Here is a 24,451-nt window from a genome sequence, read left to right as displayed (position 1 = left end):
TGGGGGGCATCAGCCTGGTGAGTGGTGGCGTGGCGGCCAGCCTGCCGCAGAGCGTGACCACCCCGCTGGGCAACACCCTGACCATCACCGGTTACGACGCGGGCACCGGGCTGGTGAGCTACAGCTATGCCTTGCTGGACAACGAAGCGCATCCCACTGCCGACGGCAACAACAGCCTGTTTGAAAACTTTGCGGTGAGCCTGACAGACAGCGATGGTGACTCGGCCTCGAACACCCTGAGCGTACAGATCGTCGACGACGTGCCACTGGCGAAAGACAACACTGTGGTGGTCGCAGAGGCAGGTCTACCTCCCTTCAATCTGGTCCTGGTAGTCGACACCTCGGGTAGTATGTTGTGGCGGATTGGAACGACGACCAATGGCTCTCCAAATCGCTTGGAGCTGGCAAAGGATGCGTTGAATCACATGATCGATTCCTATGTGGCGTTGGGGGTCCCCTTGACCATCACAGTGATCGACTTCGCCAGCAATGCTGTCTTGATCCCGCAGACGAATGATCCCGATGTGGCCAAGGCCAGTATCTCCGCCTTGCCTACGGATGGAGGTGGCACCAATTACAACGCACCCCTTGTATTGGCACAGAGCCAACTCACGGCAGATCTGGCCAACCCTGCATTGGCCGGTTATGAGACCAAAGTTTACTTCTTGTCAGATGGTGCCCCTAACGAGGGCAATGTACCCGCTGGTTGGACGAGCTTTGTGAATGATAACAACGTGGAGGTGTATGCCGTTGGCCTCAATGTCAGTGGCAACGCCTCTGCCATCGGTCAACTGGCTCTGGTGGAGGATAACGGTGATGCTGTGACCCTGGTCGATAATATCAATGATCTCGATGCCACCCTGCAGGCCACGGTACCGCTACCGCTGAGCGGCAATGTGATCACGGATGTTGACGCTGGCGCCGGGGTGGACACTGTGGGTGCCGATGGCCCAGGGACTGTGTCGGAGGTCAGCTTCACAGTGACTGACCCGTCTGCTTATGTAGGGAAGGCCGATAGCATCGATGGCAATGTGGTGACCTTCCTGGTGCAAGGGGGGACGACCGGCCCCATGGTAACCCCTGCGGGAGGGCAGTTGGTTGTGAACGCCGATGGTTCCTACTCCTATACCGCCCCCAACGATGTGGCCGTTGATACACAAGAGGTATTTACCTACACCATTGTGGACTCGGATGGTGATGAATCTAGTGCTCAGCTAACCATACTGGTGCTGGATACCACGCCTATTATCGCGTCTGTTTTTGAAGACGGTTTGCCTACGGGCTTGCCGGGCAATGACCTTGCCCTGACCACAGTCGGTGGTTCTCTTGTCCACATGGTGGTCGACAGTGTGGGGGTCAGCTTCGGGATAGGTACAACGGCGGGCTTGCCCGCGCTGATGTCTGGCGGGGTGGTGATAACCTACAGCATCAGCCACAGTGTCGGGTTCGATACGCTGACGGCCATGGCCGGCAGTGACCCCATCTTCACCCTGGTGGTTGAGAGCAATGGGGATTACACCTTCACCCTGCAAGGCGCCATTGACCATGCTCAGGGAGATGGGAATGATTTGGAGCTGAAGGCGCTCAATCTCACCAGTGCGATCACGGCTCATGAAGGGGTGGACGGCGTGACCCTGATCCGTGACTTCATCGTGCAGGTGGAAGATGACGTTCCGGTCGTGATGACACCAGCCATGGGGATTTTGTTGAATCAGGCTGGCGTGACAGGCACGTTTCTGCTTGACGGTGATGGCACGCTCTCGAACAACTATGGTGCCGATGGTGGAACCATCCGTTTTGACGGTTCACTGCACGGCAGTAACAGCGGAATGACATCGGGTGGTTTGCCCATTTTCTACACGCTATCTGCGAATGGCACCCTACTGACGGCCGCCACGGCTGCCGGGACCGTGTTCATCGCCACTTTGCAACCGACGTCAGCGACCTACCAGATCCAGATGATCGGAGAGGTCGATGGCGGGCAAACCGAGATCGACTTCAATAACGGTGGTTATGATTTCGTCGGTGGCAATGCGTCCTGGGCAGGTTTCTATACGGAGGAGGATGATAACAGCCAGGATCTGCTGTTAACGGCCATGGCGGGGGGAGGCGATGGCAGCACTGTCAATACAACGGCCAATACAGGCGGGATCGGTGGCGGGGCATCCGTCGGCTTTGGTGAGGCGATGCGGATCGACTTCGTCGTCGATCTGGCTGGCTCCCCGGTCAGCGGAGGGTCTTACGGCGACCCAGCCAACCAGACCCACGCCTTCGAGGCCCATTATGATGTCAATGGTGCCTCCGCCTTGTTCACCGCGATCGGACGTGGGGGATCCAGTGTAAGACTGGTCGCCCGTCAGGATGTCGACAATGACAACGACATTGGTGATGGCAACAAAGAGTCGCTGACCGCAGTGGCAATCAGCTTCAACGGTTCGACCAGGATTGTCAGCATCGCCGCCGGCATGTCACAGACTGTTGTGGTGGGTGGTCGTAGCTTCACGGTGAACTTTAGCGATGATATGCCCGGAATGGGGGTGGTTTATGTGGCGACAGTGGTGGGGGTTGTTTCCAACACCAGGCTGGCGGCATATACCGCAGATGGCTATAACAGCCTGGAGTTTCACCATGCTGCGGGGAGTGACTTCAAGATTGGGGACTTTGGTTCCAGCGTCACGACTCCCGGGATTCCGGTCAATTTGCAACTGCCGGTTACCCTGACGGATGGTGATGGGGATCAGGTCCATGGCAGCATTGGCTTGAGTCTACTGCCAGAAGCTCCCTTTACCCTCGATTACACCGATGAGACCAGTGGGGTCAATGCTACTCTGGCCAGCTCCCAGGGGCATGCGATCGGTTCTGATCACAACGACATCATCACGGGCAATGCGGCGGATAACATCCTTTCGGGCGGGGAGGGCAACGATACGTTGTCTGGATTGGGTGGCAAGGACCTGTTGGACGGCGGGGCAGGCAACGATACCCTGTCAGGCGGGGAGGGGGACGACATCCTCTATGGTCAGGCAGGCAACGACATCCTGGATGGCGGCATAGGTGACGACACCCTGATCGGAGGCCTGGGTGCCGACACCCTGATCGGGGGCACAGGCCGGGATACCTTCAAGTGGCTTGCCGGTGAGGCGGATGGCAGCACAGATATCCTCACCGACTTTACTCTGGGAGCAGGCAGTAACGGCGACGTGCTGGATCTCTCCCAACTGCTGGTCGATGTGCCGCTCAGTGCCGACAACAACGTGCTGGCCAATACGCTCAACAGCTATCTGACGTTTGACACCGATAACCATACCCTGACCATAGACACCAATGGCAGTGTGGCGGGAGGGGATCAACTGATCCTCAGTTTCCAGAATGCACCCGACTTGAACCAGGGAGGCGCTCTGAGCAGCAATCAGGATATCATCCGGCAGCTGCTCGAGGATGGTAACCTCAAGGTGGACCCCAATCCGTGATGGGGGGAGAGGGGGCAGGTTGCCTGCCCCCTGTCGCTTGAGGGAGAAGGGCGTTAAGATAGGCGACACTGAGGCGGTGAGGACGGTATGGAGCCATTTAACTGGGTTGACATCGATGGCATTCGCTATAGCTGGGACGGGCAGGGCAGCATCAGTTGCTTCGGCCGCTTTGCCTATCAGACCCAGCTCGATGGCAGCAGCCTGAACGGACTCGAGATAGAGAACGAGGATGGCGAGGTCGCGGGGGTATTGAACGTGGACTTCGCCGCCATGAGTCTCTCTTTCGTTCCCTATGTGGGAGTGGCGCCACCTCATCTGGTGCTGCTGTTTGGGGATGGCGTGGGTCAGCAGGAGGCTTCCCTGCAGAGCCTGACCGCCTTGCCCCACGATCTGCTGGCCAGTGCCGATCCCCTCGACTGGTCGTCCTGGGGCGAGTCGGGCGGGGCGATAGAGGGGCTTCCCCCGAGTGAAGGACACGTTCTGTCGTGGGACTCGTTTCACTTCGATGAAGAGTCATCACTGCCCGAACTGACCGGCGCACCTGCCCAGCCCCAGCCTATGGTTCCTGCCCCGGACGAGATCAGCATCAGCCTGGACATGAGCAATCATGTGCTCGACATGCTGCCCCCCTACCACGATGTATGAATCCGTGCCTGCCACGGGCATAATGCCGCCATCATCCTGATTGAGGTATTAGCTATGTGGCGTTCAGTTCTCTCCCTGTGTCTGTTTTGCAGCAGTGCCGCCTGGGCGGTTGCGCTCCCCGAGGCCCCGCACCTGCTGGTGAGCGGCTATGCCGAGCAGAAGGTGGAGCCCGACATGCTGACCCTGCGGGTCGCCGTCACGGCGCTGGAGAAGAAGGGTATAGCTGCCAAGCAGCAGGTCGACAGCCGGGTGGCCGCCTTCTTCGGCCAGCTCGAGGGGTTGGGGATCAAGCGCAGCGATGTGGAGGCCGGCAATCTGGTGATCTCACCGGAATACCAGTATCCGCAAAACCGCAAGGCGGAGCTGGTCGGTTACCGCGCCCAGCGCCAGCTGGCGGTCAAGCTCTATCAGCTCGACAAGCTGAGTCAGTTGATGGATACCGCCCTCAAATCCGGGCTCGAGTCCGTGTCCCAGATTGAGTTTGGCCTCAAGGATCCTCTGGCTGCCCGTGAGCAGGCCAGGATCAGTGCGGTGGAAGATGCCCGTGCCAAAGCGCAGTCGCTGGCCAAGGCATTCGGTGTGACCCTGGGCAAGGTGTACAGCATAGAGTACCGCAGTGCGACGTCGACCCCTGTGTATGCCCGTGGCCTCAAGATGGGGGCCATGGCGGCTGCGCCCGAGGCGGCCGATGCCAGCTACGAGCAGCACGAGATCAGCATCAGCGACAATGTGGAGGCCGTGTTCCTGCTCGACTGAGCGAGACACGACTGACAAAAAGGGCTCCTCAAGAGGAGCCCTTTTTCATGGTACCTGTGGGATCAGTGCAGGATACGGGCCCGCAGGGTACCGGAGATCTCCTTGAGCTTGGCCAGCGCCTTCTCGCTGTGCTCTGTCTCCACGTCGATCACCACATAGCCTATCTCGCTGCTGGTCTGCAGGTATTGGCCGGCGATGTTGATCCCCTCTTCGGCGAAGATCTGGTTGATCTGGTTCATGACGCCGGGCTGGTTGCGGTGAATGTGCAGCAGGCGGCTGGAACCCTTGTGACCGGGCAGGGAGACCTCGGGGAAGTTGACTGCCGACAGGGTGGAGCCGTTGTCGGAGTACTTGACCAGCTTGCTGGCCACTTCCAGGCCGATGTTCTCCTGAGCCTCCTGGGTGGAGCCACCGATATGGGGGGTGAGCAGCACGTTGTCCAGGCCGCGCAGGGGAGTGACGAATTCCTCATCGTTGGACTTGGGCTCGCTCGGGAAGACGTCGATGGCGGCGCCGGAGAGGTGGCCGCTCTTGATGACGTCGGCCAGGGCATCGATGTCCACCACGGTACCGCGGGAGGCGTTGATCAGGATGGAGCCCGGTTTCATCATGCGCAGCTGCTCGGCGCCGATCAGATCTTGGGTGGAGGCGGTCTCGGGGACGTGCAGGCTGATGACGTCGGACATGTTGAGCAGCTCCACCAGGCTTGGCACCTGGATGGCGTTGCCGAGCGACAGCTTGTTCTCGATGTCGTAGAAGTAGACCTTCATGCCGATGCTCTCGGCGATGATGCCAAGCTGGGTGCCGATGTGGCCGTAGCCTATGATGCCAAGTTTCTTGCCACGGGCTTCTACCGAGCGGTTGGCGAGCTTCTCCCAGACACCGCGATGGCACTTGGCGTTCTTCTCGGGAATGCCGCGCATCAGCAGCAGTATTTCCCCCAGCACCAGTTCGGCGACGGAGCGGGTGTTGGAGAAGGGGGCGTTGAAGACGGGGATGCCGCGCAGTTCGGCCGCTTTGAGATCAACCTGGTTGGTGCCGATGCAGAAACAGCCGATGGCGAACAGCTTCTGGGCGGCGTCCAGCACCTTCTCGGTGAGCTGGGTGCGGGAGCGCAGACCGACGAAGTGGACGTCGCGGATCCGCTCGATCAGATCCTCTTCGCTCAGGGAGGTCTTCAGGTAATCCACATTGGTATAACCGGCGGCGCGAAATGTCTCTACCGTGTTGGGGTGAACCCCCTCCAGCAGCAGTACCTTGATCTTATCCTTGTCGAGCGAGAACTTGACGGTCATGACGGTCCCTCTAAATCAGTGCAGGTATGGTGTGTGAAGAAAACAGTAAAGTAGCAAAAACAACCGGCAGAGGGAATATTTGTGACCAAAGTCAAATTCTTTTAAGTTTTCAACGATAGTTGTAAGCCGGCTGGCGTAAGTCACTGACAGTTAAATCAAAATGATGTCGACCGGCATCAGGGCCCAGGTGCCGCCATCATAATGACGCCCTCACCCTGGAGATGCCTCGAACGGTGGCCATTCTGCCTTTAGTGGAGGCACGCCGATCACGACGAACCGCGCCGGCGACATCGCGGCGAGGTCGTCGGCGCCGTCTGTCCCATGGATTGACGGGGCGATCGCCCGTGTGGCAATCAGCCGGCATCACACCCGCATCACGGTAAGCGCGAGCAGGGTGTGGTTGCCTGGCAGGGGCTTATTGGGTGATCACCCCATCCGGCGTACCTGTCAGCCTCACATCAGCATCGCGGCAAGCGCGCACAGGCCCGGGCGGGTTGCACTTCCCATGGCGGGGCTGTGCGTGATGATGGGTTTACTGGGTGATCACCCCGTCCGGTGTGCCAATCAGTACCACATCGGCGCCGCGGTGGGCGAACAGGCCGTTGGTGACCACGCCGACGATGCCGTTGAGCTGCTGTTCCAGCCCCTTGGCGTCTGCGATGGCCATGCCCTTGACGTCCAGAATGATGTTGCCGTTGTCGGTCACCACCCCTTCACGCCAGACCGGGTTGCCACCGAGTTTGCGGATCTCGCGGGCCACGTATTCGCGGGCCATGGGGATCACCTCGACCGGCAGCGGGAACTGGCCCAGCAGGTCCACCGTCTTGGTGTTGTCGATGATGCAGATGAACTGATCGGCCACGGCGGCGACAATTTTCTCCCGGGTCAGGGCGGCGCCGCCCCCCTTGATCATGTCACGGCTGGCGTTGATCTCGTCGGCGCCATCCACATAGACGGAGAGGGTATCGATCTCGTTGAGGTCGAACACCTGGATGCCATAGCCCTTGAGGCGTTCGGTGGAGGCGATGGAGCTGGAGACGGCCCCTTTAATCTCATCCTTCATGGTCGCCAGGGCGTCAATAAAGTGATTGACGGTAGAGCCTGTGCCCACCCCAACTATGGTGCCGGGTACCACGTATTTGAGCGCAGCCCAGCCGGCCGCCTTCTTCATTTCATCTTGGGTCATGGTAAATCCTTAGGGAAAAAGCGGGCGCATTATAGCCAAGAGTGATCCCGGGGGCGACCATTGCGCTCACGTTATGGGGAGAAAAAACGCAAGATGTAAATCGTTTGCCTGTTTGTTGGCCGATCACCCCGCCGTGGCGCCCCGGGCGGTTGTCGGCGGGGGGGGCGTCAGCGGGTCTCGAAACACCAGCGCCGGCTCGGCGTGATGATCTCCGGCAGCGGCACATCCCAGCTCTCGCAGGGAATGGTCTCCACCTGCTGGCAGTCGTGGGCGATCCCCAGGGGCAGGGGGCCCTCTCTGTGGCTCTGCCAGCGAGTCAGGGTGCGGTCGTAATAGCCGCCCCCCATGCCGAGCCGGTTGCCCGTGGCATCGAAGGCGACCAGCGGGGTGCAGAGGATATCCAGGTCGGTGTGGGGCAGCAGGCGCAGCTCATCGAATTCGGGCTCAGGGATGCCGAAGCGGTTCACTGTCATGGGACTGGTCGCCGTATAGTGCAAGAACAGCAGGTGACCCGGATTGAAGGGGTGCAACACCGGCAGGTAGATCTGCTTGTCCTGGCGCCAGAGCCAGTCGATGAGGGGGCGGGTGTCGAGCTCGCCATCATTGGCCAGGTAGAGGGCGATGCGGCGAGCCGCCTCTATCCGGGGGTGTTGCTGACACTGGGCCAGCAACTGCCGGGCGGCCGCCTGCTGCTCGGCCTGGGTGAGGGCGCGCCTGCGCTCGCGAACAAGCTGGCGCAGGGATTGTCTGTCTGACATGGCGACTCCGCGAAGAAAATGGCTGGCCCTACCATAGCAAGGAGTGAGGCTCTGGCAAAAGGCCCATCCTGGATCAGCCAGTCAGGGCCAAGAGGGCGCCACTCATTTTTGACGCCATTGATGCTTGATGAAGATGGCGGCCAGGGCCGAGATCGCCAGTGCCATGGGGTAGATGCTCATGCTCACCACGGCCAGGGGGGAGAGGGCGAAGATGGAGCCCAGCAGCAGCGCCTGAGCCCCCCAGGGGATCAGCCCCTGCACCACGCAGGAGAAGATGTCGAGCAGGGAGGCGGCGCGGCGCGGGGTGACCCCGTGGCGCTCGGCCAGCGCCCGGGAGACCTTGGCGGCCACTATGATGGCCACCGTATTGTTGGCGGTGCAGACATTGGTGAGGCCCACCACACCGGCGATGCCGAGTTCGGCCGCCTTCTCGTTCTGCTCGCCATCGTGCTGGCGGGTGAAGCGGGCAATTAGGGCGCTGATGCGCTCGCTGATCCAGGCGAGCCCCCCCTGACGTTCCATCAGGGCGCCGAGGCCGCCGATCAGCATGGAGAGCAGGAAGATCTCCTGCATGCCGGTGAAACCCTGGTAGATGTCCTTGCTGAACTGGCCGAGGGGATAACCGGCCGTCATGCCCACCAGGCCGGCGCAGAGTATGCCAAGGCCGAGCACCACGAACACGTTCACCCCCGCCAGGGCCAGCCCCAGGATCAGCAGATAAGGCAGCACCTTGAGCAGGGCGATATCTCCCTGGGGCACAGGCGCATCGCCCACGTTGCCGAGGGTGAGATAGAGCAGGATCACCAGCACGGCGGCGGGGGCCGCAATCTTGATGTTCTCGCGAAACTTGTCCTTCATCTCGCAGCCTTGGCTGCGGGTCGCGGCTATGGTGGTGTCCGAGATGATGGAGAGGTTGTCACCAAACATGGCGCCGGAGAGGATGGTGCCCGCCATCAGCACGGGATCGATGCCGGCGGCCTGGGCCACCCCGAGGGCGACCGGTGCCACGGCGCCGATGGTGCCCATGGAGGTGCCCATGGCGGTGGCAATAAAGGCAGAGATGAGAAACAGACCCGGCAGCAGGCACCAACCCGGAATGAGGGAGAGCCCCAGGGCCACGGTGGCATCCACCCCGCCGGTGGCCTTGGCCACGGTGGCGAAGGCGCCCGCCAGCAGATAGATGAGGCACATGGCCATGATGTTGCTGTCGCCCACCCCCTTGAAGAAGGTCTCAAGGTTTTGGTTGAAGCCATCCTTGCCCAGCAACAGGGCCAGCACCACAGCCGGCAGCGCCGCCACGGGGGCTGGCAGCTGATAGAAGGCGAACTCCACCCCCTCCAGGGTCAGCCAGGTGCCGGTACCGATGAAGAGGGCAAGAAACAGCAGCAGGGGGAGCAGGGCTGCGGCATTGGGGACGCGTGGGTGCATGAGGGCCTCGGATGCGTGGTTCATGACTCCTGTCATCTGTTCGCCATTCTGGGGTGGCTGGCATCCTGCCGGGCCGCCACCCTAGTGCTTTGCCCCGTCAGGGTCAAGATAGACGTCCAGACGGTTACTATTTTCTCTGGTGTGATTCAGTTTTTGGCTTTATGTCCGCTCTTTATTCGGATATTTGATTTAAATCCGTCGATTGGTCGATGGTGTGTGAAGCCAGTCACCGGGCTTTTCAAAGGCGCTCAGGGCTGGTAGAACTGTCTCTTTCCAAAAAGCATGACAACAGATGAGAGGGTGGAGATGGACAATCCGATCCGTGTGGCCGTGATGGGCTGTAATGGTCGTATGGGTAAGGTGCTGATCGAGGCTATCACCAACACCGAGGGCGTGGTGGTCGGCGCGGCGCTGGAGCGCCCCGGCTCTGCGCTCATCGGGCTGGATGTCGGGGAGCTCAACGGCCTGGGTCGGCTGGGAGTGACCATCAGCGAGAGTCTGGACAAGGTGCGCGATGAATTTGATCTCATCATCGACTTCACCCGTCCCGAGGTGACCCTGACCAACCTGGCGTTCGCCCGTGCCCATGGCAAGGCCATGGTGATCGGCACCACCGGCTTCGATGAGGCGGGCAAGCAGGCCCTGCACGACGCGGCCGGGGAGATAGGCATCGTCTTCGCCTCCAACTACTCGGTCGGGGTCAACCTGGTGTTCAAGCTGCTGGAGCAGGCCGCCAAGGTGATGGGGGAGTACACCGACATCGAGATCATCGAGGGGCACCACAGACACAAGGTGGATGCACCGTCCGGCACCGCCCTCTCCATGGGGGAAGTGGTGGCGAAGACCCTGGGCCGGGATCTCAAGGAGTGCGCCGTCTACGGCCGCGAGGGGATCACCGGTGAGCGGGATCGCAACACCATCGGCTTTGCCACCATCCGCGCCGGGGATCTGGTGGGGGAGCACACCGTCATGTTTGCCGACATCGGCGAGCGGGTGGAGATCAGTCACAAGGCATCGAGCCGGCTCACCTTCGCCAACGGGGCGGTGCGAGCCGCCGCCTGGTTGCGGCAGCAGCCGGCGGGTCTGTATGACATGCAGGACGTGTTGAACCTGAAGTGATGAAGAGAACCCCGGACCGCCGGGGTTTTTTTATGTGTTAAACAGGGCTGACGCTCAGTTTTTTATCTCAAAGCGTCATAAATCATACTCATCGGGCCTGCTCCCGCCCGCTGGCAAGCGAGTTGTCAGAAAAGGGTGAACGCAAAGGCCGCTTGATCCCCTGGTGACACGGCTTTTTTACATGATGTCAGTCAGCGTAAAAATTCACACAAAGAAAAACGTTTTCCTTGTGGCTTTTAAAATCTACTGGCATGAAACATGACGCTGTCAGCGAATTGATATTTTTATTTGTTTTTTAGTTTATTGTTTTAAATGGCTTTTTTTGTAGTTTTTGCGATTTGAATGGCTCTTGGGGTGACCGCCGAGGCGAGGGCTGTCTTTTCTTTTGTCGCTGGGGGTTGCATTGCGACGAACTGCATAGATAATGGGTATTATTGCTTTTTTATTGAATTTAGATGCATTTCTTTTGTGGAAAGACGTTGAAATGACATCATTTTTGAGTAGAATGCGCCCAATTTGCCAGAAATCTGCCGGTTCGGCCCCCTGTTTCGACGAGGGAATCGAGCCGCAACACCCAGGTAAATTGCTGAATTTAAAGCTAAATAACTGGAGGTTGTCTTGAATCACACTGCATTGCTAGTGCTGGAAGATGGAACTGTGTTCAAAGGCGTGTCGATAGGCGCCGAGGGATGTTCCGTTGGTGAAGTGGTTTTCAACACGTCGATGACGGGTTACCAGGAAATTCTCACCGATCCCTCTTATTCCCGTCAGATAGTCACCCTCACTTACCCCCATATAGGCAACACCGGCACCAACAGCGAAGATGAAGAGTCCAGTCAGATCCATGCCCAGGGCCTGATCATCCGTGACCTTCCGATACTTGCCTCCAATTTCCGCAATCAGCAATCTCTCTCCGACTACCTCAAGTCTCACAACATCGTTGGCATCGCCGACATCGACACCCGCAAGCTGACCCGCATCCTGCGGGAAAAAGGCGCCCAGAACGGTTGCATCCTGGCTGGCAAGGATCTCGACAAGGCCCACGCCCTGAGCCAGGCCCGCGCCTTCCCGGGCCTCAAGGGGATGGATCTTGCCAAGGAAGTGACGAGCGAAGAGACCTACGGCTGGACCGAGGGGAGCTGGCAGCTCGGCAAGGGGCACGTCACCCCGAGCGACGCCAAATACCATGTGGTGGCCTACGACTTCGGCGTCAAGCGCAACATACTGCGCATGCTGGTCGACCGTGGCTGCCGCCTGACCGTGGTGCCGGCCAAGACCCCGGCTGCCGAGGTGCTGGCGATGAATCCGGACGGCATCTTCCTCTCCAACGGCCCCGGTGACCCCGAGCCGTGCGACTACGCCATCGAGGCCATCAAGACCTTCCTCGGCACCCACACCCCGGTGTTCGGCATCTGCCTGGGTCATCAGCTGCTGGGGCTGGCCTCCGGCGCCAAGACGGTGAAGATGAAGTTCGGCCACCACGGCGCCAACCACCCGGTCAAGGATCTCGACAATGGCACCGTCATGATCACCGCCCAGAACCACGGTTTCGCGGTGGATGAAAGCAGCCTGCCCGAGTGCCTGCGCGCCACCCACGTCTCCCTGTTCGATGGCTCCCTGCAAGGTATCCATCGCACCGACCGTCCGGCCTTCAGCTTCCAGGGGCACCCCGAAGCGAGCCCGGGCCCCCACGATTGTGCCGGTCTGTTCGACCACTTTATTGAATTGATTAAGCAGTATCGCGCCTAAGAGGATAAAGAGAGCCATGCCAAAACGTAACGACCTACAGAGCATTCTGATCCTCGGCGCCGGCCCCATCGTCATCGGTCAGGCCTGCGAATTCGACTACTCCGGCGCCCAGGCCTGCAAGGCCCTGCGCGAGGAGGGCTACCGCGTCATCCTGGTGAACTCCAACCCCGCCACCATCATGACCGACCCCGAGATGGCCGACGCCACCTACATCGAGCCCATCACCTGGGAAGTGGTGCGCGAGATCATCAAGAAGGAGCGCCCGGGCGCCGTGCTGCCCACCATGGGTGGCCAGACCGCGCTCAACTGCGCCCTGGATCTGGAGAAGCACGGCGTGCTGGCCGAGTTCGGTGTCGAGATGATCGGCGCCACCGCCGACGCCATCGACAAGGCCGAGGATCGCTCCCGCTTTGACAAGGCCATGCGCAGCATCGGCCTGGAGTGCCCGCGCGCCGGCATCGCCCACAACATGGAAGAGGCGTGGGGCGTGCAGCAGATGGTCGGCTTCCCCTGCATCATCCGTCCCTCCTTCACCATGGGTGGCTCAGGCGGCGGCATCGCCTACAACACCGAAGAGTTCGTGGAGATCTGCGAGCGCGGCCTGGATCTCTCCCCGACCAAGGAGCTGCTCATCGATGAGTCGCTGATTGGCTGGAAAGAGTACGAGATGGAAGTGGTGCGGGATCGCAATGACAACTGCATCATCGTCTGTGCCATCGAAAACTTCGACCCCATGGGGATCCACACCGGTGACTCCATCACGGTCGCGCCTGCCCAGACGCTGACCGACAAGGAGTACCAGCTGATGCGCAACGCCTCCATGGCGGTGCTGCGTGAGATCGGCGTCGAGACCGGCGGCTCCAACGTCCAGTTCGGCATCAACCCCAAAGACGGCCGCATGGTCATCATAGAGATGAACCCGCGGGTGTCGCGCTCCTCTGCACTGGCCTCCAAGGCGACCGGTTTCCCCATCGCCAAGATCGCCGCCAAGCTCGCCATCGGTTACACCCTGGACGAGCTGATGAACGACATCACCGGCGGCCGCACCCCGGCCTCCTTCGAGCCGGCCATCGACTACGTGGTCACCAAGATCCCGCGTTTCAACTTCGAGAAGTTTGCCGGTGCCAACGACCGCCTCACCACCCAGATGAAGTCGGTCGGTGAAGTGATGGCCATTGGCCGCAACTTCCAGGAGTCCCTGCACAAGGCGCTGCGCAGCCTTGAGACCGGCAAGACGGGTTTCGACCCCATGGTGGACCTCAATGCCCCGGACTCCCTGACCCGCATCCGCCACGAGCTGCAAGAAGCCGGCAGCGACCGGATCTGGTACATCGCCGATGCGTTCCGCGCCGGCCTCTCCATGGACGGCATCTTCAAGCTGACCAAGATTGACCCCTGGTTCCTGGTGCAGATTGAAGAGCTGGTCAAGCTCGAAGAGCAGGTGAAAGAGCGCGGCATGGCCGGTCTGGATGCCGACTTCCTGCGCGTCCTCAAGCGCAAGGGCTTCGCCGACGCCCGTCTGGCCAAGGTGCTGGGCGTGGCCGAGACCGAGGTGCGCAAACTGCGCGCCCGCTACGAGATCTTCCCGGTCTACAAGCGGGTCGATACCTGCGCCGCCGAGTTCGCCACCAACACCGCCTACATGTATTCGAGCTATGACGAGGAGTGCGAAGCCGCACCCACAGGCCGCGACAAGATCATGATCATCGGCGGCGGTCCGAACCGCATCGGTCAGGGCATCGAGTTCGACTACTGCTGCGTGCACGCGGCCCTGGCCCTGCGTGAAGACGGTTACGAGACCATCATGGTCAACTGCAACCCGGAGACCGTCTCCACCGACTACGACACCTCGGACCGCCTCTACTTCGAGCCGGTGACCCTGGAAGACGTGCTGGAAATCGTCCGGGTCGAGCAGCCCAAGGGCGTCATCGTCCAGTACGGCGGCCAGACCCCGCTGAAGCTTGCGCGAGCATTGGAAGCGAACGGCGTGCCAGTCATCGGCACCAGCCCGGACGCCATCGACCGCGCCGAAGACCGCGAGCGTTTCCAGACTGCCGTCGAGCGTCTGGGCCTCAAGCAGCCGGAGAACGGCACCGTCACCGCCCTGGAGCAGGCCGTGCTGCTGGCCGAACGCATCACCTACCCCCTGGTGGTGCGCCCCTCCTACGTGCTGGGTGGCCGTGCCATGGAGATCGTCTATGACGAGCAGGACCTGCGTCGCTACTTCGCCGAGGCAGTGAGCGTCTCCAACGAATCGCCGGTGCTGCTGGACCGCTTCCTGGATGACGCCACCGAGGTGGACGTGGATGCCATCTGTGACGGCGTGGACGTGGTCATCGGCGGCATCATGGAGCACATCGAACAGGCCGGTATCCACTCAGGTGACTCCGCCTGCTCCCTGCCGCCCTACACCTTGTCCAAGAAGATCCAGGACGAGATGCGCGAGCAGGTGCGCAAACTGGCGCTGGAGCTTGGCGTGGTGGGCTTGATGAACGTCCAGTTCGCGGTCAAGAACGACGAGATCTACCTCATCGAAGTGAACCCTCGCGCCGCCCGGACAGTGCCGTTTGTCTCCAAGGCGACCGGTGCGCCGCTCGCCAAGATCGCCGCCCGCGTCATGGCCGGTCAGTCCCTGCAGGCGCAAGGTTTCACTACCGAGATCATCCCGCCTTACTACTCGGTCAAAGAAGTGGTGCTGCCGTTCGCCAAGTTCCCGGGTGTCGACCCGCTGCTGGGGCCGGAAATGCGCAGTACAGGTGAAGTCATGGGGGTGGGCAGCAGCTTCGCCGAGGCGTATGCCAAGGCCCAGCTGGGGGCCGGTCATCAGGTGCCGCGCGAGGGGCGCGCCCTGCTCTCCGTGCGCCACAGCGACAAGGAGCGGGTGGTCAACCTGGCCGCCAAGCTGTTGGAGCTGGGCTATGACCTCGACGCCACCCACGGCACCGCGGTGACCCTGGGGGAGGCGAGCATCAACCCGCGTCTGGTGAACAAGGTGCACGAAGGGCGCCCGCACATTCTGGATCGCATCAAGAATGGCGAGTACACCTACATCGTCAACACCGCCGAGGGTCGTCAGGCGATTCAGGATTCCAAGCAGCTGCGCCGCGGCGCCCTGCAGCACAAGGTGGCCTACACCACCACGCTGCACGCGGCCTTCGCCACCTGCATGGCCATCAGCGTCGATGCCACCGCCAACGTGAACTCGGTGCAGGAGCTGCATCAGAAGGTGAAAAACCGCTAAGGGCAGCGCCGGCCGGGCGGGGAGATGAACTCCCGCTCTTGCACGCCGCCACGCCATGAAAAACCCCGCCAGCACTGGCGGGGTTTTTGTTTTGCGCCTGTTTCGCCAGGGGGACGCTGGGGGGCGCCCCCTCAGGCAAGGGTGTCATTCTCCCTAAATGATCAAACTGATAACCAATAGTTGCGCAATCAGTGCTTTTGATTGCAATCTTTGCAATATCTCACCCGGGCTCCCTCCCTATACTGGTCTCTCATCACACAAGGTCGTCTGCGCCTGCAAGAGCGGGGTGCGAGGATCAGGGCCAGTTGCTTATCCGGCGGCGCAGGCCGGCCTCTGTCATCCACAGGGGCCACAGGAAACCGGTTGTGGGGTTACCACCCGCGCAACCGTCAGGGCCAGCGTTACCGCGCCAGCCTGCTTCCCCCTCCTTAACCCCGTCAGCTTGCCTGCCCAGTCGCGTCGTTGCTGACCCTCATCACCCGCAACGGCCGCCTCAAGGACATCAGCCAAGGGAATCAGAATATGAGCTTCGATCATCGCAAATACCGCCCGGCCCCCGTCATCGCGCTGGCGGACAGACAGTGGCCCAACCGGGTGCTGACGCGGGCGCCGACCTGGTGCGCCGTGGATCTGCGCGACGGCAACCAGGCGCTGGTCGAGCCCATGACGGTGGCCCAGAAGCGGCAGATGTGGGCGCTGATGGTGCACATTGGCTTCAAGCACATAGAAGTGGGCTTCCCGGCGGCCTCCCAGCCCGATTTCGATTTCGTGCGCGAACTCATCGAGCGGGATCTCATCCCGGAGGATGTCACCATCCAGGTGCTGGTACAGGCGCGCGAAGATCTCATCGCCCGCACCTTCGAGGCCCTCAAGGGGGCGAAGCGGGCCATCGTCCACGTCTACAACTCGGTCAACCCGACCCAGCGCAACTATGTGTTCAACACAGATCGCGACGGGGTCAAGGCCATCGCCGTGCAGGGGGCGCGCTGGGTGCGGGAGTATGCCGAGCGCAATCCAGGCACCGAGTGGAGCTTCCAGTATTCCCCGGAGAGCTTCAGCAGCACAGAGGTGGAGTTCGCGGTGGAGGTGTGTGACGCCGTCATCGACCAGTGGCGCACGGCCTGCCGTCCCATGATCCTGAATCTGCCCGCCACGGTGGAGGTGAGCACCCCCAACGTGTTCGCGGATCAGGTGGAGTGGTTCTGCCGCCACCTCAAGGCGCGCCCCGAGGTGAGCATCTCCATCCACACCCACAACGATAGAGGCTGCGGGGTGGCCGCCGCCGAGCTGGCGGTGCTGGCGGGGGCGGATCGCATCGAGGGCACCCTGCTCGGCAACGGCGAGCGCACCGGCAACATGGACATAGTCACCATGGCCATGAACCTCTACAGCCAGGGGATCGATCCCGAGCTGGATCTCGCTGACATGGATGCCATCGTCGCCACCGTGGGGGCCTGCACCCAGATTGCCCTGCACCCGCGCCACCCCTATGCCGGCGAGCTGGTCTACACGGCGTTTTCCGGCAGCCACCAGGACGCCATCCGCAAATCTCTGGCGGCGGAAAAACCGGATCACTACTGGGACGTGGCTTACCTGCCCATCGATCCTGCAGACCTTGGCCGCAGCTACGAGGCGGTGATCCGCATCAACAGCCAGTCTGGCAAGGGAGGGGTCACCTATCTGCTGGAGCGCGACCTCGGCCTGCAACTGCCGCGCTGGCTGCAAATTGACTTCAGCCGCCGGGTCCAGGCGCAGGCGGAGGCGAGCAGCAGCGAGGTGAGCCCGGAGCAGATCCGCGCCCTGTTCGAGCGGCACTATCTGGAGCCCGCCCACGGCTATCGCATCGGCCGTTTCCAGCTCGGTCATGACAGTCAGGAGAGCCTGCGCTTGGAGTTGCAGACCCCGGGCGGCAGCGTGCAACTCGATGGCGAGGGGGAAGGCGCCATCACCGCCCTGGTCAACGGCTGGCAGCGCCAGACCGGCATGCACATCGACGTGCTGGACTACTCAGAGCACGCCCTCACGGCGGGTACCGAGTCCCGCGCCGCCGCCTATGTGCTGCTGAGCGTCAATGGCCAGCGTCAGTGCGGGGTGGCCATCGGCCGCGACGTGGTCAGTGCCTCCCTGCAGGCGGTGATCAACGGCGCCGCCCAGGTCGAGGCCCTGCGCCAGAGCGCCTGACGGGTGACCCATCGCGCCTGCGAGCCGGGCGTTCGAATCAGCTTCAGGTGATACCGCTGCCGCACCGGCGGCGGTATTGTTTTTATGGGGGGAGATAGACACAATGTTTGCCATCGCTCACCGGCAAGTGCCCTGAATATCCATGGTCGCTGCGGTGGGGGTGTTGAATGGACGCTGCGGTTGGAAACGGGCGCATGTATAGACAGTTTGCGAGGTACCTGCCCATGATGAATCGCTCCCCCAGATTGCGGATAGATCCCGCCATCTTGATGACACTGCCCCTGGGCAGGCAATTGTCCATCCTCGCCTTGTTGCTCGCGCTGATGCTGGTGGCCATGGGGTGCGCCATGTTGCTCGATCCCATGCCGACCCATCATCTGTTCACCCTGGGCGCGGGGGCCGAGAGCATCAATGTGCTGACCCTGCTGTTCATGCTCTGGGTCGTGCAGTGCTCTTACCTCTATCACCAGACCCATCGTTATCTCAGCTGCGGTTTGGCCATCTGGCTCGTGTCCGGTGTCATCGATCTGATGGACGAGGCCTACCTTCAGCCCATGTGGCTCGCCACCCTGGAGGATGGTCTGAGAACCCTCGGCATGTTGGTGGTCGCCTGGGGGATATTGCTGGTGCTGCGCCAGATCAGCATGACCCATGCCCAGCTCACCTCCCTGGCGATGTCGGATGAACTGACCAGCCTCTCCAATCGCCGCTCCTTCCGCCAGGTGCTGGACTCCCAGGCGGGAGAGGGCAGCTCTCTCATCCTGCTCGATCTGGATCACTTCAAGCGGATAAATGATCACTATGGCCATGCCGCCGGGGATGGGGTATTGCAGGCGTTCGGGCAACTGCTCCGTGACGTTTGCCCGCCCGGCAGCCTGGCGGCGCGCCTGGGGGGCGAGGAGTTTGCCATGCTGTTGCCTGGGGTCTCAGGCAGCCAGGCGTGCAAACTAGCGGAACATATTCGCAGCGAGACCGAAACGCTGGGGGCGGGCGAGGATATCCGCTTTACCGTCAGTCTGGCGGTCGGGACATGCCGCGCCGGGGAAGAGGTGGGGGAGTGGATCCGGCGCACCGATCTGGCCCTCTACCGGGCCAAGGAGAGGGGGCGCAACCGGGTCGAGCTGGCGTGATGACGCCAGGGACTGGCGCCGGGCATGGGGTTGGCTGGCCTGCGCCCTTCAGATTGCCAGCACCATCCACTACAATGGCCACCAGTTTGCATTCGGGGCCCCTCATCCGGCATGAGGGGCCCGCACTTTATCGGAAGCCCTCATGATCCCCTCTCCCCCTTTATCCTTCGCCCCCTGGCGCCTCTGCGCACTGCTGGCTGCCGCCGTGCTGGCGGGCTGCGCCAGCGAACCCAATGCCCCGGTACAGGATGCGGCGGCCATCGCCAAGCTGCCCAAGGCGATGCAGCCCCGTCAACCCGCGGACATGAAGAGCCGCATCGTGCGCTTCCTGCCGCGCCAGGTGCCAGACAAGCCGGGCTGGGCCAACGATGTGGTGACGGCCCTCACCACTCAGGGGCTGACGGTGAGCGATCACAATGTCTGCAGCGTGCTGGCGGTGGCGGAGCAGGAGGCCACCTATCAGGCCGATCCCGTGGTGCCCGGCCTTGGCAAGATTGCCTGGAAGGAGATCAATGCCCGGGCCGGCAAGCTGCTCATTCCGGAATTCGTGGTGCGCACGGCGCTCTCCATCAAGTCCCCCACCGGCAAGAGCTATGCCGAGCGCATCGACAAACTGCGTACCGAGCGGGAGATGAGCGAGATCTTCGAGGACATGACAGGCATGCTGCCCATGGGCAAACGGCTCTTTGGCGACCTCAACCCGGTGCGCACCGGCGGCCCCATGCAGGTGAGCGTCGCCTTCGCCGAGGCCAACGCTCGGGGTTACCCCTATCCGATCCGGGAGTCCATCCGCCACGAGGTGTTCACCCGCCGCGGCGGCATCTGGTTTGGCACCAAACACATCTTTGGCTATCCCGTCGACTACCCGGATACCCTCTACCGTTTCGCCGACTTCAATGCGGGCTGGTATGCGAGCCGCAACGCCGCCTTCCAGGCAGCGGTGAGCCGGGTCAGCGGCAAGCCCCTGGCCCTGGACGGGGATCTGGTCCGCTATGACTCCGACCTGCCCGGCAAGACGGAGCTGGCGGTGCACAGCATCGCCAGCCGCGTCAACATGAGCAAGCAGGCCATCCACCAGAGCCTGCTCAAGGGAGATGGCAGCGACTTTGCCCAGACCGACCTCTATCACAGGGTCTTTACCCTGGCCGACCAGCAGGCGGGCAAGCGCCAACCCCGCGCCGTGCTGCCCGGCATCCAGCTGAAAAGCCCCAAGATCACCCGCAATCTCACCACCGCCTGGTTTGCCAAGCGGGTGGATGACAGGGAGCAGGCCTGCGTCAGAAAGATGGCGACCATTCGCTGACAGCCAGAGACAACCAGGTGGGTTTACACAACCAGGGCGGCCCATGAGCCGCCCTGGTGGTTGGGCGAGCCTTGACGGTCCGGGTCGTCTTATCAGGGGGCCTTGACGACCCGGGTCGTCAGAGTGGGCAGATCCCAGGTCCCCCCTGCCGCGATCAGGCGACAGCTGCCGGTGGTGCTGATGTTGCTGGGGACAAAGGTCTGGCCATCCCAGACCCAGCGTTCATTCGACCAGCAATCCCCCAGCCCGCGTCCCTTGTGGGAGGCGGTGAGCTCACCGGAGTGGTAGCCATTGGCATCCGTGCTGATCAGAACGGCCGTCCGGGGATCCAGATCGGCGCTGATCAGCACGAATGCCGCCCCGTAGTTGTAGGCAGCCATCCAGCATGGCAGCTCGATCAGCACGCGCGTCTCGTCAAAGGGATGGAGGATGCCATCCATGCCGCTCTCCTGGGCGCGGTCACATGTCTCTTCGCCGACTTGCTGGTTCAACCACTGCATCATGGCGTGCCGTTCGGGTTGGGTGAGGGGGCGCTGGCCGCCATCGGGCGCAACCTGCGCCCCATGAATCGTCGGGGCAGGCAATGCGGGGGGCACAGTGCCGGCGGGCTGGTTGCCCCGTTTGGTCAGGGCCGTGACAGTACCAAGGCGTCCCTGGAACTCATCCATCTTGAGCAGTACCGCATAGGCGCCCGCCCCCGAGAGGGATTCCTGATGATAGCCCCACTGAAACACCACAGTCCCCGTGCCCTTGATGGCCCTCACCAGGGCCTCGGTTTGCGCCGGGTCAAAGGGGGTGCGCTCCTTCACGGTGCCAAGGACGGCGCCCTGGATCCTCAGCGCGATCTGCCCGTCTGTGGGGGCCGGCGGTGTCTCATCTGGGTAGTCGGCGATCACCATCTCGGCGTCGAGTCTGCCGTCCGGTCCCCCTTCCCGGGTCAGCAGCACCGAGATGCCGCCGCTCTGGGCGCTGTAGCCGGCGGCGCGGCAGGTGAGGGTGTTGTCACAGGCCAGCTCCCACTCCTTGTGTTGAAACGACATGCCGTCAGGCGCGGCGTGGGCGAGGGAGGGGGCAAGCAGCCATCCGGCAGCGAGGACAAGGGGGGCGTTACACAGCATTGAGCGCATCTTTGGGTCCATCGGGTTGGCGGGGGACGCAGGGTATGGTCGGAGTGGGATTCTAACGCATCATATCTGGTGCGTCGCCCGCAGGAAGCATTACGGGCACTGAGGGTCTTGCAGTATGATGGGAAAACGAGTCTACCTTGAGGCAGGCATGAGATTTCCGCGTATTTTCAGATTGCATTTGAGCCACCTGACGCTGGCATTGGCCGTGTTTACCCTGCTCGCCGTGCTCGGCAACAGTTTCTATGCCTCCTACCGGGTGCAGCGGGAGCTGCTCATCGTCAGCACCCTGGAGTCCAATCAGGCCTACGCCGCCAAGTTGGCGGAGACGGTCGGGCTCATGCTCGAGTCGGCGCAGCGGCAGCTGGCCTTCAGCGCCGAGCTGCTGGGCAGGCAGATGGGAGACGAGGGAGTGATCACCCGCGAGGTGGAGCGTCTGTTTCGTCAGACTCCCATGTTCAACACGGTCGCCGTCGTGAGTCAGGATGCGGTGCTGCGGGCGCTCTACCCCGACAAGGCCCACCGGGCCGGGAGCCGGGTGACGTCGGCGGCGGGCCGCCAGATGCTGGCGGCCCGCGCCCCCATCATCACGGACCCCTTCGTGGCCATGTCTGGGCGCTATCTCGTCAGTATCACTCACCCCATCTTCTCGCCGGGGGGGCTTATCTCGGCTTCATCTCGGGCAACCTCTATCTGGAGGCGGACAACATACTGTCGAGGCTGCTGGCCCACCACTACTACTCGAACGGCACTTATCTCTATGTGGTCGATCGCAGCAAGACGCTGGTCTATCACCATGAGCACGACCGCATCGGCGAGCGGATGGAGGGTAACCCGGCGGTGGATGCCGTGGTGCAGGGGGGAAGCGGCGCCGTTTCACTCACCAACTCCCGCGGGGTCGAGATGCTGGCGGGCTATGCCGCCGTCGGCGATAGCCGCTGGGGCATAGTGGTGCAGCGCCCGGGTGAGGCGACCCTGGCCAACCTCAACACCCAGATGAGGGCCGTCTTGTTGGCCAGCATACCGGTCAACCTGCTCATCCTGGTGCTCGTCTGGCTCGCCTCCTTGTTTATCGCCCGCCCCCTGTGGCAGCTGGCGAACAATGTGGCCGACATGAGCAACCAGGATGGTCAGCAGCGGATCGCCGGGGTGCGCGCCTGGTATTACGAGGCGGCCCAGCTCAAGCGGGCCATCCTGCGGGGGATCGGTCATATCCACACTCGCTTCGATGAGCTGCATGCGGAAAACCGCAGCGATCCCCTCACCGGCCTGCTCAACAAGCGGGGTATCCAGCGCCTGCTGCGTCGCTATGAGGAGGAGAGGATCCCCTTTTCGGTGCTGGCCGTGGATGTGGATCACTTCAAGCACGTCAACGACACCCATGGTCACGACGTGGGTGACAGGGTGCTGGTGGCCCTGGCCGGGCTGATGCAGCAGAGGGGGAGGAAGGATGACGCATTTTGTCGAAGCGGCGGGGAGGAGTTTCTCATCTTCCTGCCGGATACCCCGAAGGCGGTGGCCGGGGAGATAGCGGAGCGGCTGCGCCGCCTGGTGGCCGCCACCCCCATGGCAGGGGTGGGCACCATCACGCTGTCGGTCGGCGTGTCTGCCTGGACGCCGGAGAGCGGCCATCACCAGGATGATGCCATCAGGCAGGCGGATCTTGCCCTCTATCGTGCCAAGCAGGCCGGTCGCAACCGCATCGAGCTGGACGAGACCTAGATGTGATCTCTCTGTAGGTTGTTCACTCGGGGCATTCCCGCAGAATTGGAGGCGCCAACCAAACCAATCATCCGAGGTGCCCGAGTGAACAACCATAAAAATGGCGCTGTCCCAATTATGTGTTGAAAGGCTAATCTTGAAGTAGGTCATCACCTTGAGGGCCTCCATCATGGATACCCAAGCCTTTCAACATTTACTGTCTCTCTTCCCACAGCTCACCTTGCGCCAACGTCGCCTCGCGCAACATGAACTCACCGCCCCGCACCCCATCACCTCGTTGGTCACTCAACTCCCCCCTTGCCAATGTTGCCCTCACTGCCAGGCCGAGGCCACGCAGTTGGCTCCCTGGGGCTGGAGTCGAGGGTTGCGTCGCTATCGCTGCAAGCAGTGTCTACGCACCAGCTCCGTTCTGACCAAGACGCCGCTGGCACGACTTCGCAAGGCACAATGTTGGGAAGACTACGCCCAGGCCCTCATCGACGGGCTGACCGTCCGACAGGCTGCAGCTCGCTGTGGGGTCTGCAAAAACACCGCCTTCTTGTGGCGTCACCGCTTCCTGAAAGCCATGGCAAGCCACCAGGCGGCACGGGAAGAGGGTATCGTCGAGGTCGATGAAACCTTTTTCCTGGAGTCATTCAAAGGACAGCGCGGATTACCCCGCCCGGCCCGCCATCGTGGCGGCAAAGGGCGTGCCCGAGGCACAGGGCCGGATTACATCCCGGTGATGGTGGTGCAGGATAGGGCGGGCCATCTGGCCGACTTCCAACTGGAGCGACTCAATGCCAAGACCGTCACGGCGGCGCTGCAACCGCTTATCGCCCCGGATGCAGTACTGTGCAGCGATGGCGCCGGGGTGTATGCCAGTTTCAGTGAGGGGCAAGGGATAACGCACCAAGTGGTGCACAACCGTGCGGGAGAACGGGTGGTGGGGGCATATCACATCCAGCATGTGAACGGGTACCACAGGCGGTTGAAGGAGTGGATGGAGCGGTTCCATGGGGTAGCGACCCACTATCTGAGGAATTATCTGGGTTGGCGAAGGATGCTGGAGCGCTATGGACGGAACGTGACTATCTCACGTTGCTTGCATGAGGCGCTGGGGCGCCCCATGCAACACGTAATTGGGACATAGCCATAAAAATGCCCGATTAACCCTCTTTGGTCGACAGCTTCTTGTCCGGCGTATCCTTCAACAGGGCCTGCGTGTGGAAGAGGCTGCTCACGCTGCCGGGGTCAGTACCCGAACCGCTTACAAGTGGCTCAATCGATATCGTCAGGAGGGGCCTGATGGCTTGCACAATCGCTCTTCTCGCCCCGCATCCTGCCCCCATGCCATCGATGACC

At 61.9% G+C, this 24,451-nt stretch carries 18 protein-coding genes; 12 read left to right on the top strand and 6 right to left on the bottom strand.

The genetic code is table 11. The features are described 5' to 3' along the window. Window positions 1-29 precede the first annotated feature (29 nt). The 3 genes from ACLHZ1_RS18940 to ACLHZ1_RS18930 all read left to right on the top strand — a co-directional run bounded on the left by ACLHZ1_RS18940 (window position 30) and on the right by ACLHZ1_RS18930 (window position 4,871). A complete protein-coding gene (locus ACLHZ1_RS18940) occupies window positions 30-3,470 on the top strand; it encodes a VWA domain-containing protein (protein ID WP_427263337.1) in 3,441 nt (1,146 codons plus the stop codon). An 87-nt stretch (window positions 3,471-3,557) separates the two neighbouring features. Further along, a complete protein-coding gene (locus ACLHZ1_RS18935; RefSeq protein ID WP_427263336.1) occupies window positions 3,558-4,115 on the top strand; it encodes a hypothetical protein in 558 nt (185 codons plus the stop codon). A gap of 54 nt (window positions 4,116-4,169) precedes the next feature. Then, window positions 4,170-4,871, top strand: a complete 702-nt coding sequence (locus ACLHZ1_RS18930) for an SIMPL domain-containing protein (RefSeq protein ID WP_427263335.1) — start codon at window positions 4,170-4,172, stop codon at window positions 4,869-4,871. Window positions 4,872-4,933: 62 nt separating this feature from the next. Here ACLHZ1_RS18930 and serA read toward each other — a convergent pair whose 3' ends face one another. The 4 genes from serA to ACLHZ1_RS18910 form a co-directional block, all read right to left on the bottom strand. After that, window positions 4,934-6,166, bottom strand: coding sequence for a phosphoglycerate dehydrogenase (serA, locus tag ACLHZ1_RS18925; RefSeq protein WP_111873025.1), 1,233 nt, complete (start codon window positions 6,164-6,166; stop codon window positions 4,934-4,936). Between the two features lie 532 nt (window positions 6,167-6,698). Beyond that, window positions 6,699-7,352 carry a ribose-5-phosphate isomerase RpiA gene (rpiA, locus tag ACLHZ1_RS18920; RefSeq protein ID WP_427263334.1) on the bottom strand — a complete coding sequence of 218 codons (654 nt, stop codon included), beginning with the start codon at window positions 7,350-7,352 and terminating at the stop codon, window positions 6,699-6,701. 167 nt (window positions 7,353-7,519) lie between these two features. Then, the gene (locus ACLHZ1_RS18915; RefSeq protein ID WP_427263333.1) at window positions 7,520-8,110 is read right to left on the bottom strand and encodes a 5-formyltetrahydrofolate cyclo-ligase; all 591 of its coding nucleotides are present in this window, start codon (window positions 8,108-8,110) and stop codon (window positions 7,520-7,522) included. 102 nt (window positions 8,111-8,212) lie between these two features. Then, window positions 8,213-9,562: a Na+/H+ antiporter NhaC family protein gene (locus ACLHZ1_RS18910; protein ID WP_427263332.1), complete on the bottom strand. Its 1,350-nt coding sequence runs from the start codon at window positions 9,560-9,562 to the stop codon at window positions 8,213-8,215. Window positions 9,563-9,844: 282 nt separating this feature from the next. Between ACLHZ1_RS18910 and dapB the strand changes: the two genes are divergently transcribed. Continuing rightward, window positions 9,845-10,657 carry a 4-hydroxy-tetrahydrodipicolinate reductase gene (gene dapB / locus ACLHZ1_RS18905; protein WP_427263331.1) on the top strand — a complete coding sequence of 271 codons (813 nt, stop codon included), beginning with the start codon at window positions 9,845-9,847 and terminating at the stop codon, window positions 10,655-10,657. A 300-nt stretch (window positions 10,658-10,957) separates the two neighbouring features. Here the strand turns inward: dapB and ACLHZ1_RS18900 are convergent, their stop codons facing one another. Further along, the gene (locus ACLHZ1_RS18900; RefSeq protein ID WP_427263330.1) at window positions 10,958-11,284 is read right to left on the bottom strand and encodes a hypothetical protein; all 327 of its coding nucleotides are present in this window, start codon (window positions 11,282-11,284) and stop codon (window positions 10,958-10,960) included. On the opposite strand from ACLHZ1_RS18900, the gene carA reads away from it, so the two are divergent. From carA to ACLHZ1_RS18875, 5 genes are all read left to right on the top strand, one after another. After that, window positions 11,276-12,406: a glutamine-hydrolyzing carbamoyl-phosphate synthase small subunit gene (carA, locus tag ACLHZ1_RS18895; RefSeq protein WP_427263329.1), complete on the top strand. Its 1,131-nt coding sequence runs from the start codon at window positions 11,276-11,278 to the stop codon at window positions 12,404-12,406. The two genes, ACLHZ1_RS18900 and carA, sit on opposite strands and share 9 nt — an antisense overlap. 16 nt (window positions 12,407-12,422) lie before the next feature. Further along, window positions 12,423-15,647 carry a carbamoyl-phosphate synthase large subunit gene (carB, locus tag ACLHZ1_RS18890; protein ID WP_427263328.1) on the top strand — a complete coding sequence of 1,075 codons (3,225 nt, stop codon included), beginning with the start codon at window positions 12,423-12,425 and terminating at the stop codon, window positions 15,645-15,647. Window positions 15,648-16,169: 522 nt separating this feature from the next. Beyond that, the gene (gene leuA / locus ACLHZ1_RS18885; protein WP_427263327.1) at window positions 16,170-17,828 is read left to right on the top strand and encodes a 2-isopropylmalate synthase; all 1,659 of its coding nucleotides are present in this window, start codon (window positions 16,170-16,172) and stop codon (window positions 17,826-17,828) included. Between the two features lie 224 nt (window positions 17,829-18,052). Continuing rightward, window positions 18,053-18,958: a GGDEF domain-containing protein gene (locus ACLHZ1_RS18880; RefSeq protein WP_427263326.1), complete on the top strand. Its 906-nt coding sequence runs from the start codon at window positions 18,053-18,055 to the stop codon at window positions 18,956-18,958. A 142-nt stretch (window positions 18,959-19,100) separates the two neighbouring features. Further along, window positions 19,101-20,261, top strand: a complete 1,161-nt coding sequence (locus ACLHZ1_RS18875; RefSeq protein ID WP_427263325.1) for a DUF1615 domain-containing protein — start codon at window positions 19,101-19,103, stop codon at window positions 20,259-20,261. A gap of 92 nt (window positions 20,262-20,353) precedes the next feature. Here ACLHZ1_RS18875 and ACLHZ1_RS18870 read toward each other — a convergent pair whose 3' ends face one another. Beyond that, a complete protein-coding gene (locus ACLHZ1_RS18870) occupies window positions 20,354-21,379 on the bottom strand; it encodes a DUF1176 domain-containing protein (RefSeq protein WP_427263324.1) in 1,026 nt (341 codons plus the stop codon). Window positions 21,380-22,147: 768 nt separating this feature from the next. On the opposite strand from ACLHZ1_RS18870, the gene ACLHZ1_RS18865 reads away from it, so the two are divergent. The 3 genes from ACLHZ1_RS18865 to ACLHZ1_RS18855 form a co-directional block, all read left to right on the top strand. Beyond that, window positions 22,148-23,107: a sensor domain-containing diguanylate cyclase gene (locus ACLHZ1_RS18865; protein WP_427263323.1), complete on the top strand. Its 960-nt coding sequence runs from the start codon at window positions 22,148-22,150 to the stop codon at window positions 23,105-23,107. A gap of 169 nt (window positions 23,108-23,276) precedes the next feature. Then, complete coding sequence (locus ACLHZ1_RS18860; protein WP_427263322.1) at window positions 23,277-24,239, top strand: IS1595 family transposase; 963 nt, start codon at window positions 23,277-23,279, stop codon at window positions 24,237-24,239. Beyond that, on the top strand, window positions 24,229-24,451 hold a 223-nt coding region (locus ACLHZ1_RS18855; protein ID WP_427263321.1), incomplete at its 3' end, for a leucine zipper domain-containing protein. The genes ACLHZ1_RS18860 and ACLHZ1_RS18855, both read left to right, overlap by 11 nt.

It is taken from the genome of Aeromonas sobria (genome assembly GCF_050266975.1).
GTDB classification, from domain to species: Bacteria; Pseudomonadota; Gammaproteobacteria; order Enterobacterales; family Aeromonadaceae; genus Aeromonas; species Aeromonas sobria_B.
This window is presented reverse-complemented; position numbering and strand designations above follow the sequence as displayed.

Coding starts and splice junctions, on each gene's coding strand:
- ACLHZ1_RS18935 (WP_427263336.1), top strand. CDS start 3,558: ATGGAGCCATTTAACTGGGTTGACATCGATGGCATTCGCTATAGCTGG.
- ACLHZ1_RS18880 (WP_427263326.1), top strand. CDS start 18,053: ATGATGAATCGCTCCCCCAGATTGCGGATAGATCCCGCCATCTTGATG.
- ACLHZ1_RS18860 (WP_427263322.1), top strand. CDS start 23,277: ATGGATACCCAAGCCTTTCAACATTTACTGTCTCTCTTCCCACAGCTC.
- ACLHZ1_RS18910 (WP_427263332.1), bottom strand. CDS start 9,562: ATGAACCACGCATCCGAGGCCCTCATGCACCCACGCGTCCCCAATGCC.
- dapB (WP_427263331.1), top strand. CDS start 9,845: ATGGACAATCCGATCCGTGTGGCCGTGATGGGCTGTAATGGTCGTATG.
- ACLHZ1_RS18915 (WP_427263333.1), bottom strand. CDS start 8,110: ATGTCAGACAGACAATCCCTGCGCCAGCTTGTTCGCGAGCGCAGGCGC.
- ACLHZ1_RS18870 (WP_427263324.1), bottom strand. CDS start 21,379: ATGCTGTGTAACGCCCCCCTTGTCCTCGCTGCCGGATGGCTGCTTGCC.
- ACLHZ1_RS18930 (WP_427263335.1), top strand. CDS start 4,170: ATGTGGCGTTCAGTTCTCTCCCTGTGTCTGTTTTGCAGCAGTGCCGCC.
- rpiA (WP_427263334.1), bottom strand. CDS start 7,352: ATGACCCAAGATGAAATGAAGAAGGCGGCCGGCTGGGCTGCGCTCAAA.
- ACLHZ1_RS18875 (WP_427263325.1), top strand. CDS start 19,101: ATGATCCCCTCTCCCCCTTTATCCTTCGCCCCCTGGCGCCTCTGCGCA.
- carB (WP_427263328.1), top strand. CDS start 12,423: ATGCCAAAACGTAACGACCTACAGAGCATTCTGATCCTCGGCGCCGGC.
- leuA (WP_427263327.1), top strand. CDS start 16,170: ATGAGCTTCGATCATCGCAAATACCGCCCGGCCCCCGTCATCGCGCTG.
- serA (WP_111873025.1), bottom strand. CDS start 6,166: ATGACCGTCAAGTTCTCGCTCGACAAGGATAAGATCAAGGTACTGCTG.